At 73.2% G+C, this 12742-nt stretch carries 11 protein-coding genes; 5 read left to right on the top strand and 6 right to left on the bottom strand.

Going from position 1 to position 12742, the window contains the following annotated elements:
* Window positions 1-81 precede the first annotated feature (81 nt).
* The gene (locus BJY16_RS33920) at window positions 82-636 is read left to right on the top strand and encodes a MarR family winged helix-turn-helix transcriptional regulator (protein WP_239177873.1); all 555 of its coding nucleotides are present in this window, start codon (window positions 82-84) and stop codon (window positions 634-636) included.
* Here the strand turns inward: BJY16_RS33920 and BJY16_RS33925 are convergent.
* From BJY16_RS33925 to BJY16_RS33945, 5 genes are all read right to left on the bottom strand, one after another.
* Window positions 600-1517 carry an ester cyclase family protein gene (locus BJY16_RS33925; RefSeq protein WP_185043636.1) on the bottom strand — a complete coding sequence of 306 codons (918 nt, stop codon included), beginning with the start codon at window positions 1515-1517 and terminating at the stop codon, window positions 600-602. The two genes, BJY16_RS33920 and BJY16_RS33925, sit on opposite strands and share 37 nt — an antisense overlap.
* Before the next feature lie 73 nt (window positions 1518-1590).
* Window positions 1591-2541: a GNAT family N-acetyltransferase gene (locus BJY16_RS33930; RefSeq protein ID WP_185043637.1), complete on the bottom strand. Its 951-nt coding sequence runs from the start codon at window positions 2539-2541 to the stop codon at window positions 1591-1593.
* Between the two features lie 92 nt (window positions 2542-2633).
* Complete coding sequence (locus BJY16_RS33935) at window positions 2634-3509, bottom strand: ester cyclase family protein (RefSeq protein ID WP_185043638.1); 876 nt, start codon at window positions 3507-3509, stop codon at window positions 2634-2636.
* A 61-nt stretch (window positions 3510-3570) separates the two neighbouring features.
* On the bottom strand, window positions 3571-4794 hold the full coding sequence (locus BJY16_RS33940; protein WP_185043639.1) for a hypothetical protein: 1224 nt from the start codon (window positions 4792-4794) through the stop codon (window positions 3571-3573).
* A gap of 95 nt (window positions 4795-4889) precedes the next feature.
* The gene (locus BJY16_RS33945) at window positions 4890-5507 is read right to left on the bottom strand and encodes a LysE family translocator (RefSeq protein ID WP_185043640.1); all 618 of its coding nucleotides are present in this window, start codon (window positions 5505-5507) and stop codon (window positions 4890-4892) included.
* 70 nt (window positions 5508-5577) lie between these two features.
* Here BJY16_RS33945 and BJY16_RS33950 point away from each other — a divergent pair, with 70 nt between their 5' ends.
* Window positions 5578-6558, top strand: a complete 981-nt coding sequence (locus tag BJY16_RS33950) for a LysR family transcriptional regulator (protein ID WP_185043641.1) — start codon at window positions 5578-5580, stop codon at window positions 6556-6558.
* A 50-nt stretch (window positions 6559-6608) separates the two neighbouring features.
* Here BJY16_RS33950 and BJY16_RS33955 read toward each other — a convergent pair whose 3' ends face one another.
* The gene (locus BJY16_RS33955) at window positions 6609-7097 is read right to left on the bottom strand and encodes a GNAT family N-acetyltransferase (RefSeq protein ID WP_185043642.1); all 489 of its coding nucleotides are present in this window, start codon (window positions 7095-7097) and stop codon (window positions 6609-6611) included.
* Between the two features lie 97 nt (window positions 7098-7194).
* On the opposite strand from BJY16_RS33955, the gene BJY16_RS33960 reads away from it, so the two are divergent.
* From BJY16_RS33960 to BJY16_RS33970, 3 genes are all read left to right on the top strand, one after another.
* Window positions 7195-7827, top strand: a complete 633-nt coding sequence (locus BJY16_RS33960) for a maleylpyruvate isomerase N-terminal domain-containing protein (RefSeq protein WP_203759191.1) — start codon at window positions 7195-7197, stop codon at window positions 7825-7827.
* A gap of 161 nt (window positions 7828-7988) precedes the next feature.
* The gene (locus BJY16_RS33965) at window positions 7989-9809 is read left to right on the top strand and encodes a hypothetical protein (RefSeq protein WP_185043643.1); all 1821 of its coding nucleotides are present in this window, start codon (window positions 7989-7991) and stop codon (window positions 9807-9809) included.
* A 122-nt stretch (window positions 9810-9931) separates the two neighbouring features.
* A complete protein-coding gene (locus tag BJY16_RS33970) occupies window positions 9932-12700 on the top strand; it encodes a S8 family serine peptidase (protein WP_185043644.1) in 2769 nt (922 codons plus the stop codon).
* Window positions 12701-12742: the final 42 nt, after the last annotated feature.

Below are 12742 nucleotides of genomic sequence, written 5' to 3' on the forward strand. Positions count from 1 at the left end.
AGCTGATTGCGTGTTCTCATGCAAGTACATGCGACCATACATATGATTGCGGCGAGGAAGCAACGCACTACCATGACCGGCATGACAACCACGGACGGCGACGCGATGCTCGACGCGGTGGGCGCGGCGTTCTCCCGGCTGCGCCGCGGCGCGCTGCTCCGGGTGGAGAACCCGGTGCCGCGCAAGGACATGACCCGCACCCTGGTGCTCAACCTGATCGAGGAGGGCCCGGAGTCGCAGCGGCGGGAGGTCACCGTCGGCGTGGTGGCCGAGCGGCTCGGCGTCGACCCGTCGGTGGCCAGCCGGATGGTCTCCGACTGCATCGCCAGCGGGTACCTGGTCCGGGCCGCGTCCCAGCGGGACGGCCGGCGCACCGTCCTGGAGCTGACCGCGGCCGGCCGGGCCATGCTGGACCGGTTCCGCGCGCACCAGCGGCAGGCCTTCGAGTTCATCACCCGGGACTGGTCCCGGGGCGAGCGGATGGAGTTCGCCCGGCTGCTGCTCAAGTACGTGGACGCGCTCGCCGAGCTGCGGCCGGACGACGCGGACCCCGGTGACGACGCCCGGCCGGCCGGTGCCGGGCCGGGCGTCGCCGGCCGTCAGAGCGGGATGCCCGCGGCCGCGAAACTGGAGTAGTCCACCACCTCCCAGTGCTCGGCCACCTTGCCGTCGGCGCCGAAGCGGTACTGGTCCGAGGTGTGCATCACGAGCAGCTGGCCGGTCGGCGGGACACCGTGGAAGTCGCCGGTGAAGTGACCGCTCCAGGTGGCCGAGACGGAGACCCGGTCGCCCTGGGCGAGCACGTGGTCGATGCGTACCGAAAGATCGGGGAAGGTGACGAAGTTGCTCGCGAAGAACTGCCGGAACGCCTCCAGCCCGCCGTCCACCGCCGGGCGCTGGAAGTTGTGGTGCTGGTAATCCTGCTGGTAATAGCGGTCGGCCAGGTCCAGCCGGTGCTGGGTCATCACCACGTCGGCGGCCTCGATGATCCGCGCGGCGTTGGCCTTCTCCGTGTCGGTGTGACAGCCGCTCAGCTCCGGCTCACGCGGCTGGGTCTCCAGCTGCGGCGCCACACCGAACGGCTTGAGCACCGAGTAGTCCACCGTGTCCCAGTGCTCGGCGACCTTCTGCCCGCGGAACTCGAACAGCTCGCTGGTGACCAGCGTCAGCTCCTTGCCGCTGGCCGGCTGACCGGCGAACGGCCCGGTCTGGTGCCCGTGCCAGGACACGAAGACCATCGCCCGGTCGTTGTCGACGTGCGACACCAGCACCGTCGCGGTCAGGTCCGGGAAGCCGGTGAACAGATCCCGCAGGTAGCCGCGCAGGCCGGTCAGCCCGGGCGCGATCCGCGCGTCGTGCTCGACGTAGTCCGCGGTGAAGTAGCTCGCCACCCGGTTCACCCGGTGCTCGTTGTAGACGTCTTCGAGCAGGCCGTCCAGGGCCCGCTCGATGCCCGCGGCGGCGGGCTGGGCCGCTGCCGGGCTCGGGGCCGCGAGCGCGGCCAACCCCAGGATCAACGCCCCTACGGTACGGGCGAAGCGCTGCTTTCTCGACATGAACTGTCCCTCCGTGATGAGTGCGGTCCCCGGCTCAGACGTCGAACCGGTAGGTCAGCCACCGCTGGTCGACGGTGAAGCCGATCCGGCGGTTGAGCGCGACGACGGCGGCGTTGCGCTCGTCGTTCCACGCCTGCAGTGCGCTCAGGTGCGGGTGCTCGGCGGCGGTCCAGCCGATCAGCTCCGTCTTGAGCAGCAGCCCGATCCCCTGGCGGCGGCGCTCCGGCAGCACCAGGGTCTCGCCGGTGTCGGCCATCGGGCTGTTCCGGACAAACAGCGTGCTGTACCCGACCACCTCGCCGTCGCCGGCCCGGACCGCGGCGACGGCCGCCTGACGGTTCCCGCTGCGCGCCGCCTCCGCCTCGCGCAACCGGACCCCGCGGACCCCGCCGCCACCCGGGCGGGCCTGCCCGTTCACCGCGACGTCCAGCCGGTCCCAGGCCCGGGCATACGACTCCACCAGGTCGTCCGGGCACGCGTCGGTCCACCGCACCAGGCGCAGCCCGGCCCGCCGGCCGGTCACCGCGGGCGCGGTCCAGGCGCGCAGGTCGAGGCGGTGCCGCAGGTTCGCCCCGGACCGGCGGCCGCCGAGCGCCGCGCCGAACGCCGCCGCCCCCGCCGACTCCGGCGCGTCCAGCAGCAGCGTCTCGTGCCCGGTGCCGCGCAGCTCGTCGCGGGCCGCGGCGAGCAGGGCCCGGCCGGCGCCGCGCCGGCGCTCGGCCGGGAAGACCCACAGCGAGCCGTGCGCCACCGCCGGATCGGTCCGCACGTCGGTGCCGAGCTTGGCGAAGCCCAGCGGCCGTTCGCCGTCGAAGGCGGCCAGCACCAGCCGCTCGGTGCCCCACCGGCGTTGCAGCAGCCGGGCCAGCAGGGCGGCCGGCGCCGGTGGGTCGGCGGGTGCGGCCGCCGCCATCGTGGCGCGGAATCCGGGGAGCAGAAGGTCGACCGTGGCTTCGTCATCGCCGTCCAGACTGCGAATCTGCATGGCAGCCATTGAGGCACAGGGCGCTGACCGGGGCACCGTCCGTTCAGCGGTCCTCCAGGCCGCCTCCAGCGCCCGGGAGCCCGGGCCGGCGGTCACCGCGGGACCGGCTGCCGGACCGGCACGCCGACATCCTCCAGGCCGCTGTAGTCGACCACCTCCCAGTGCTCCGCCACCCGCCCGTCGACCAGCCGGAACAGGTCCGAGGTGCGCAGCGTCAGCGCCCGCCCGGTCGGCTTGCGGCCGCGCGACTCACCGGTGAACCGGCCCCGCCAGGTGGCGAAGACCATCACCCGGTCGCGGTCCGCGACCAGGTGATCGACCGTCGCGGTGAGGTCCGGGTACGCCGCGAAGTTCCCGGCGAAGTACGCCTTGAACGCCTCCACGCCGTTCGGCACGGCCGGCATCTGCATGTTGTGGTGCACGTAGTCGCGCTCGTAGTAGACCTCGGCGCGGTCCAGGCGATGCTCGGTCAGCACCTCCCGGTACGACCCGAGCACCGCCTCGGCGTTGGCCCGCTCGGCCGCCGTGTGCACCCCGACCAGGTCCGGGCGGCGCAGGTCGGTGCGCTGCCGGGGCAGGAAGCCGAGCGGCCGCAGCACGGAGTAGTCGACCACCGCCCAGTGCTCGGCGATCTGCCCGTCGGCCACCTCGAAGATCTCGCTGGTGTGCAGCTCGAAGTCGCGTTCGCCCGGGGTGCCCGGCCGGAACGTGCCCCGCCAGCGCAGGAACATCATCATCCGGTCGCCGTCGGCGAGCGCGACGCCCGGCTCGACCCGCAGATCCGGTACGGCGTCCAGCAGCTCGGCCCAGAACGCCTCGAGCCCGGCCACACCCGAGCCGGGCGCCACCCGTGGGTCGTACTCCAGGTGGTCGGGCGCGTAGTGGGCGCGCAGGCGTTCCGGCCGGTGGCCGTTGTGCACCTCGGCCAGCAGCCGGCGGACGATCAGCTCGCAGGGGGAGATAGACATGGCGCAGTCATCTCATCCCCCGCTGGAGAACCTCTGCAGCGGCGGTGGAGGCGCCGGGCGGTCAGTCCCAGGCGACCGTCTCCACCCCGGGCAGCTCGGGCACAGCACTGCGGTCCTCCCGGGCCAGCAGCTCCAGCAGGGAGCTGGCCTCCTGCACGGTGACCAGGCGGCCCAGCGAGCGCTGGGTGGCCGGGTCCGGGGTCTCCAGCCAGAGCCCACCGTCCTCGGTGCACTCCACCTGGATCACCGCGTCCGAGCGGGAGGTGAAGACCGCCCAGTTGCCCGGCGTCCGCAGGATCTGGTGGTCCAGGCGGGCCACGCAGCTATCCAGCGTGTCCATCCGGGGCAGCGACGCCCAGCCGTGGTCCTCGGTCTGGTAGCGCATCTCCAGCACGTCCACCTCCGGCGTCCCCGGGGCGACGGTGACCAGGCCGGTCCGGTCGTCGCCGCCGTCACCCAGGAAGATCGGGCCGAGCCGGGCCCACAGCTCGTGCCGCGGCAGGTCGACCGGTGTCGCGGTGCCGTCCGGGAAGGTCAGGGTGCCGACGCCGCGGTCCCACTCGCGGCGCAGGACCACGACGTGACCGGCCATGCTGCGGACCTCGACGCGGACCCCGGACGGGCCGTCCGGGGCGACCCGGGTCAGCATCCGCTCGGCGTGCCACGGGTGGAACCGCTCCGAACGGCGCATCACGCCGCCCGGCCAGTCGTCGAGCAGGCGGGCGTCGGCGCGGGGCACCGGCTGGCGGTTCCAGTCGTCGAGGTGATGGGCCAGGCCGGTGCCGCGGGACGAGCTGGCCGTCGCGAAGGCCTCCGGGGACTCGCCGGGGAGGATCTCGCTGTGGTGCACGGCCACCACGGTGACGGCCCGCGCCTCCCACTCGTCGTTGCGACCCCGTTCCTGCCCGCCCTTGTCCTGGCCGTCCTTCTCCCTGTCCTTGTCCCGCCCGCCCTCGTCCTGCCCGCCCTCGTCCTGCTCGCCGACGGGTCCCAGCACGAGCGCCCGGTCGAGGCGCAGGCCAGGGACGTCGATGGGAACCGGCTGCACCGTCGCGGCCGGGACCGCGGGCACATCCAGCAGGGCCCGAGCCACGTCCTCGCGGAACGAGCCGGCCCCCGCCTGCAGCACCGTGACCTGCCCGTCGCGCACCCGGTGCACCGTCGTCAGCACCCCGCCCGGCAGCCGCACCGTGTCGACGAGCACGGTGTGCTCCCCGATCCGCTCCTGCCGCGGCTCGCGCCGCCGCGCCTTCCGGATCCGCTCGACGATCTCCTCATCGGTCATCCGCCTATTTGATCAACTCGCTCCACCCGGCCCGGCACAAGCCCCGCCATGTCCTGCTGCCGCCCCGCCGTGTCCTACTGCTGCACCGCCGCGTCCTACTGCTGCGCCGCGAGCCGGAGACCCAGCGCGATCAGCAGGCCGCCGGTCGCGGTGTCGATCCGCCGCCGCAGGTTCCGCCGGTGCCGCAGCCATCCGCCGAGGCGACCGGCGAACACGCCCACTCCCCCGTCGATCAGGAACTCCAGCACGATCAGGATCGCGCCGAGCGCGACGAATTGCACCCACACGGCGCCCAGCGCCGGATCGACGAACTGCGGCAGGAACGCCACCGAGAAGGCGATCATCTTCGGGTTCGACAGATTGGTCAGGACCCCATTGAGGTACGCCCGGCGCCCGTCTCCCCCGCCCGCCATGATCAGGTCGCCGCGCCGCCGGATCATCTGCACGCCCAGGAAGGCGAGGTAGACCGCACCCGCCTGCCGCAGCGCGGTGAACGCCCCGGGCACCGCGGTGAACAGCGCGCTCAGCCCGGCCGCGGCGACCAGCACGTGGATCGCCTCGCTGGTGGCGATCCCGGCGGTGGCGAGCAGACCGGCGCGCGGGCCGCCGCGCATCCCGCAACCGAGGACGAACAGCATGTCCGGCCCGGGCGCGAGAGTCGCGACGATCGTGGTGACGGTGAAGGCGGCGAGCAGATGCGGATCGAGAGGCACCCGGCCAACCTGCCACGCCCGGGAGCCCTGGCGGAATGCATGCTCGCATCGCTCAGCATAGGGTTCCCTTATGCTCGACCCCCGCCGTCTCAGCCTGCTGCGTGACGTCGCCGCCACCGGGACCATCGCCGGCGCCGCCACCCGGGCCGGCTGCACCGCGGCGGCCGCCTCCCAGCAGCTGTCCGCTCTGGAGCGCGACGTCGGCGTCCCGCTGCTGGAGCGCTCGGCGCGCAGCGTCCGGCTCACCGAGGCCGGCCGGGTCCTCGCCGAGCAGGCCGAGCCGGTGCTGGCCTCGCTCGCCGAGGCGGAGCGGGCGGTGCGCCAGGTGGCCGGCCTGCGCGGCGGCACGATCCGGGTGGCCGCGTTCGCCACCGCGGCGATCAGCTTCACCGTCCCGGCACTGACCGCGTTCCGCCGGTGCCACCCGGAGGTCGAAGTGCGATTCACCGAACTGGAGTCGGACGAGGCGCTGCCGCGGGTCCGCTCCGGCGACATCGACCTGGCAGTCACCCACGACTACGCCCCGCTGACCCGTCCCGACCTGCGCGGGCTCAGCCAGCGCCCCCTCTACCGCGAGCCGATGCTGCTCGCCGTCCCCCGCACCTCGCTACCCGCCACATCCCAGGCCGGCCCAACCGCCGAGCCCCGCACCCCGCTGGCCGCCGAACCGCAGGCCGGGCTGCGCGCTGGGCCGCCGCCGGTGTCGCTGGCCGACTTCGCCGGCGCCGACTGGGTGGCCGCGCTGACCAGCACCGGTTTCCAGGCCGCCACCGAGATGGCCTGCCGGGCCGCCGGGTTCGAGCCGCGGATCAACGTGCGGGTGCACAGCTATCCGATGGTGCTGGCCATGGTCGCCGCCGGATTCGGCGTCTCGCTGGTGCCCCAGCTCGCCGCCACACCCCAGCGCGGCGTCATCTACCTGCCGATCAGCCACCCGGAGGGCCTGGCCCGGCAGATCCACGCCACCACCCGGACCGGCGGCCGCTCCGCCGCCGTCCAGCACCTCCTGCGCTGCCTGACCGAGGCCCTCGGCAAACGAGCCGGCCGATAGCAGCCCTATTCGCTCCGCACGCGGAAGTCCCCGCCGCGCATCGAGCCCGGTCAGCGCGGCTGTTCGGGCGGGCGCAGGTCGAGTGACATGCGCAGGCCCGTGCCGAGTGCGGTGCGGGTTCGAGCGACCTCGACGAAGCCGGCGGCGTGGTAGAACGCCAGGGCGTGCGAGTTGCCGGTCACCCACATGCGCCGGTGACCGGTTTCGCGGGCGGTGCCGGCGAGCCGCTCGACCAGGAGGCGGGCGATGCCGCGGCGACGCTGGTCCGGATCGACGAACAGATCCTCCAACTCCGGGCCGTCGTCCTCGCCGGGCGCGACGGTGGCGAACCCGACCACCTTGCCGTCGAGCACCGCGACCAGCGTGCGTCCGTCGGCGACGCCGTCACCGGCGAAGACCAGGAACTCCGGGCGGGCCAGCAGCAACGGGGCGTCGCCGGCGTTGGACAGCGACGCCGCGCGGTACACCTCCCGCAGCGCCGGAAGGTCAGCCGCCACCGCGGTGCGAATCGCCGGAACCACCTTGCCGGGGTCGCTCATCCGCCCACTCCAACAGCACCCGTGGTGACCGTCAAACCTTTTTGCTCCACCTGTCGCTGCCGTTGAGCCGCCTCCTGGCCGTCTCCACACTGGGACCGTGAGCGTCAGAGAGGTCTACCTGGAGTCGGCCGCGATCACCGCGACCCTGCTGGCCCATCCGACCGTGGTGGCGCGATGGGAAGCGCCGAGTTCGCTGGCCAGACTCCGGGTCGGCGGCCTCACCGCCCACCTGGCCGGCCAGATCACCCAGGTGCCACCGGTCCTCGACGCGCCGGCCGTCGACGAACGGCTCTCGCTGACGGAGCACTTCGCCAGGTCGACGTGGCTCGATGGCGACCTGGACAGCGAGGTCAACAACTACATCCGCCGGGCCGCCGAGGAACAGGCGGCCGCCGGTGCCGCTCCCCTGCTCGACGCGGTTGCCGTCGCCCTCGCCGACCTGCGCAAGCGGCTACCCGCCGAACCGCCCGACCGGGTGATCCAACTCCCTTGGGGCCCGTGGTCCCTGTCGCTGGACGACTACCTGGTCACCCGTTTGCTGGAGTTGGCCGTGCACTGCGACGACCTGGCCACCAGTCTCGGAGTCCCCACCCCGGCCTTTCCCCGGACCTGGTTCGACACGGTGATCAGCGTGCTCTGCGGGCTGGCCACCGAACGGCACGGCCAGACCGCCCTCCTCCGCGCCCTCAGCCGAGCGGAACGAGCCCCGCGAACCATCACCGCTCTCTGAGCGACTGCGCATCCCTCTCCCGCCGTGGCTCACCCGGGACGACTTCGGCCGTCGGCGGGCGGTAGGCCCGGGTCTGCCGAAATGGTCATCCGGGCGCGCTCGTCGGCGGGCAGTAGCATCGCGGCCATGACGAACGAGAAAGGCGCTCGGCGCCTGAACCGGTGAGCGCGCGGCTACCCGGGGAGTGGGCCTGGCTGGACGCTGCGCTCACCTCCGGGACGGCGGGCGTCCCGGGTGACCCGGTTCGGTCACGGATCTTCGACGAGGTCCGGGCCGAGCGGGACGGGGCGACGGCGGGGCGGGTGCTGTGGTGGACGGGCACGGGGCTTCCCGGCGTACGCGAAACTGTTTTTGATCTTCTTGATGGGCTGGTGTCGGCGCATCGTGAGTGGCCGGCCGCAGCGGAGGTTGCCGAGCGGGCGCTGACCGGAAGCGATCAGCGCGTGGCGTGGACTGCGGCGCGCATCCTGGCCGCTGCGGGCGGGCGTCAGCGGGTGGTGCGGGTGCTGAGCGCCGCGACCGATCCGGTGGTTCGGGCGGCGCTGGTGGATCGGTTGCGGGACGACGTCGATCCGCGGTTCCGGTCGGATCCGGAGCCGGCGGTCCGGCTGCTGGCCAACGTCGCCGCGCTGCACCACGCCGAACCGGCCGAGTGGGCGGCGCTGGACGCGGCGGTCCTCGCCGACCTGGAGGCGGCCGATCGCGTGCTGCGCGGGAGCTGGTGGACCGCCGGGGAGCGGTGGGCGGCGGCGCTGGTCGCCCGCGACCGGGAGGACGACTGCGCCGCGTGGGCCGCTCGGTTGTCCGGGCTGAACAGGGTGTACTTCGCCCGCGAGGCGCTGCGGGAGTGGAGGGCCGCGCCCGGCCGGATAGCGCCCTTGCTGGCCGGAATGCTCGCCGGGAAGCCCTCGACAGCCGCGCGGAAGCCAGGCGACGAGTCGTCAGCGGCACAGACGGAGGCGGCGCGGACGGCGGCGGCGCGGACGGCGGCGGCGCGGACGGCGGCGGCACAGACGGCGGCGGCACAGACGGCGGCGGCGCGGACGGCGGCGGCGCGGACGCTGATGACGTCGCTGGCGGCGACTCGACTGGCGGCCGAGGCGCTGCTGGCGATCGTTGATGACCCGGAACTCGGGGCGGCGGCCACGGTCGCTCTGGGCACAGCCGGTGATCTGCGGGTGGTCAGCCGACTGGTCCGGATGATGGAGTCCGGGCCGGACGAGCCCGGCCTGCTCGGGGCGCTCCTGGCGGTGGTTCGGGCGGGAGCCGATCCGGCGGAGTTGGTGGACGCAGCCCGGCGAATGCTCGCGACCGATAGTGATCGGTACACGGTGCTGCGGGTGCTGGCCGCGTTCGGTCCGGCGGCAGCGGCCGCGGTGCCCGACCTGATCGCTCATCTCCCGGAGTCAGCATTCGCCCTGGAGCGGATCGGGCCGGCCGCCGCGGCGGCGGCACCGGCACTCCGGGAGCATGCGGCGCACCAGAATGCCGCGGTGGCCCGTGCGCTGCTGGTGATCACCGGCGATCGGGTGGCGGCGGACGACTATCTCGCCGGGCGGGCCGAGTCGCCGGGCCGGGGCCGGACCGAGGCCGCCGTGCTGAGCTGCCTCGCCGAGCACGGTCCCGGCGGGCTCACCGAGCGCCAGCACCGGCAACTGCGGAACCTCTTCGAACGGCCCGGCCGCACCCAGTTGGAGACGGCCGGCGCGATCTGGCGGCACGAGGGCCCGGCCGCGGCCGCCGAACTGCTGGCGGCGCTGCCCCACTATCTCGGCGACGACTTCTACGCCGTCCCGGCGCTGCGGGTCCTCGGGGCGATGGGCGCGCACGCCCGGCCGATCCTGCCGCTGCTCGACAGCATCGCGACCGGCCGGCACCGGGTGCACATGAACAACGGTGGCCCGGACGACGAGTTGCGCGGGGACGAGGTGCTGCTCGCGGCGGTGCTGGCGGCTTGTGAACACATCATCAACGCCAAGTAACTCATCGCAAGGTGTCGATTACTGATCGCCATGCGGCTAACATCCACAAGGGTCGAATCGATGCCTGTCTTTGGGGGGCTGTGGCATTGAACAGATCCAGCAGACCTACTCTCCGGCGTTCGGTGACGGTGCTCGCGATCGGAGCCACCGTCACCGCCCTCGCCACTCCGGCCGCCAACGCTCAGGCGCCGGCCGACCCGGAAGCCACCGGCTGGGCGCAGATCGCCGCGCTCCAGCAGGTCAAGAAGTCGCTGACCGAGCCGGAACGCAAACTCGACAGCCGGCTCGCCATCGAGCTGCGCAAACGTGACAACAAGGTGTCCGCGTCCGCGCTGCCGAAGGTGGCCACCGGCGTGGAGGTCAGCAAGTCCGGGACCACCAAGGTGGAGATCCACGCCGGCGCCGTCGACGACGGCCTGCTCGCCCGGCTGCGCAAGGCCGGCGCCACCGTCCGGTTCCCGTCGGCGAAGACCGGGACCGTGCTGGTCGAGGCGCCGCTGAGCGCGCTGCCGGAGATCGCCGGGTGGAAGGACGTGACCGCGATCGACCTGGCGCACGGGGCGATCACCGGGCACCAGACCGACCCGGCCAAGCGGACCCAGTCGAAGCAGGAGAAGGCGAAGGAGCAGGAGGCCAAGGCCGCCGCGATCGCCGCGGTCGGCGAGGTGGTCTCCGAGGGCGACCGCACCCACGCCGCCGACACCGCCCGCAAGAAGTACAAGGTGACCGGCACCGGCGTGAAGGTCTGCGCGCTCTCCGACGGCATCGACTCGCTCGCCGCCTCGCAGGCCTCCGGTGACCTGCCGGCCGACCTCGACGTGCTGCCCGGTCAGGAGGGCGAGGGCGACGAGGGCACCGCGATGCTGGAGATCATCCACGACCTGGTGCCGAACGCGCAGCTCGGCTTCGCGACCGCGTTCACCAGCGAGGCGAGCTTCGCGGAGAACATCCGGGCACTGCGCTTCACCGCGCACTGCGACATCATCGTCGACGACGTCGTGTACTACCACGAGAGCCCGTTCCAGGACGGCCTGCCGGCCCAGGCGGTGAACGCGGTGACCGCCGACGGGGCGTACTACTTCAGCTCGGCCGGCAACGAGGGCAACAAGCTGGACGGCACCTCCGGCAACTGGGAGGGCGACTTCGTCGACTCCGGCCGGGGCATCGGCAAGTTCGTCGGCCAGGCGCACGACTTCGACCCGGGCGCGGGCGTGCAGGTGCTGAACCCGTTGTCGCGCAACAGCAACGGCGTGGTCACCACCCTGTGGTGGGCGGACCCGCTGGGCGGCTCGGCCAACGACTACGACCTCTACCTGCTCGACTCGGCCGGCAACGTCACCGACTTCTCGCAGGACACCCAGGACGGCAACGACGACCCGTTCGAGATCCTGGCGACCAGCCAGTTCACCGTCAACCAGCGGCTGGCCGTGGTGAAGTACTCCGGCGAGGTCCGCTACCTGCAGCTCAGCGCGTTCCGCGGCCGGTTCACCGACTCGCCGGACGGATCCCTCAAGGGCTTCTCGACGTCCGGGGTGCTGCGCGGGCACGCCGCCGCCGAGCAGGCGTTCGCGGTGGCCGCGGCGCCGGCCGCCGCCCCGCTGCCGTTCGACCTGGAGGACGGCGACCCGCCGAACCCGGCCGGGCCGTACCCGAACGTGTTCACCAAGCAGACCAAGCCGGAACGGTTCACCTCGGACGGCCCGCGCCGGATCTTCTACCAGGCGGACGGCACGCCGATCACCCCCGGCGACTACACCGCGACCGGCGGCGTGGTCCGCAACAAGCCGCAGATCACCGCGGCCGACGGCGTGGTCACCTCGGTGCCGGACTTCTCGCCGTTCTTCGGCACCTCGGCGGCCGCGCCGCACGCCGCCGCGATCGCCGCGCTGGCCCTCTCCGGCAACCCGGGGCTGACCAACGCGGAGATCCGCGCCGCCCTCACCGAGACCGCGCTGGACCTGTCCCCGACCGGCTACGACGTGCGCACCGGCTACGGCGTGATCCGCGCCGACCTGCTGCTGCGCAACACCGGCGCGACGCCGCAGCCGCTGGTCAAGGCCGGTACGCCGACGGTCACCGAGACCACCGGTGACGGCGACGGCTATCTGGAGCCGGGTGAGCAGGGCACCCTGGCGCTGCCCGCGGTGAACGTCGGCGACGGCACCGCGACCGGCGTCAACCAGGTGGTCGACCCGGACGACGCGCGGGCGACGGTGACGCCGCACGCCGCGTCGTACGGAAACCTCGCCGCGGGCGCGACGAAGTCGAAGAACTTCAAGATCAAGCTGGCCGCGGACTACCCGCTCGGCCGGCCGGTCACGCTGCGGGTGAAGACCACCTTCGCCGGCGTGCTCTCGCCCACCACCAGCACCCCGGCGGTGGCGACCGGGCACCCGACGCCGGTGCGCGACTTCGCCTACAGCGGCGCGCCGGTGCCGATCCCGGACAACAACCCGGCCGGCGCCACCGCCACCGTGGACGTCAGCGGCGTCGGCACCGCCTCCTCGCTGACCTTCTCGATCGACGGCACCACCTGCACGATCGACAACGCCGCCACCACCGTCGGCATCGACCACACCTGGGTCGGTGACCTGACCGGCACGCTGACCGCGCCGGACGGCCGGACCGCGACGCTGTTCAGCCGCCGCGGCACCAGCGGCAACAACCTCTGCCAGGTGGTCTTCGACGACGCCGCGAGCACCCCGTTCGCGACCGTGCTGTCCGATGCCGCGCCGTTCACCGGCACCTGGAAACCGAACGAACCGCTCTCCGCCCTGCGGACCTCGCCGGTGGACGGGACCTGGACGTTCAAGGTCACCGACAGCGCCAGCGGCGACGTCGGCTCGATCCGCGCCTTCTCACTGCACATCGCCGGCTTCGAACCGGCCTGACCGATCCGGTCCGGGCGCGCTCACCGGCGCGCCCGGACCGCC

Origin of the sequence: Actinoplanes octamycinicus, assembly GCF_014205225.1 — a bacterium.
GTDB classification, from domain to species: Bacteria; Actinomycetota; Actinomycetes; order Mycobacteriales; family Micromonosporaceae; genus Actinoplanes; species Actinoplanes octamycinicus.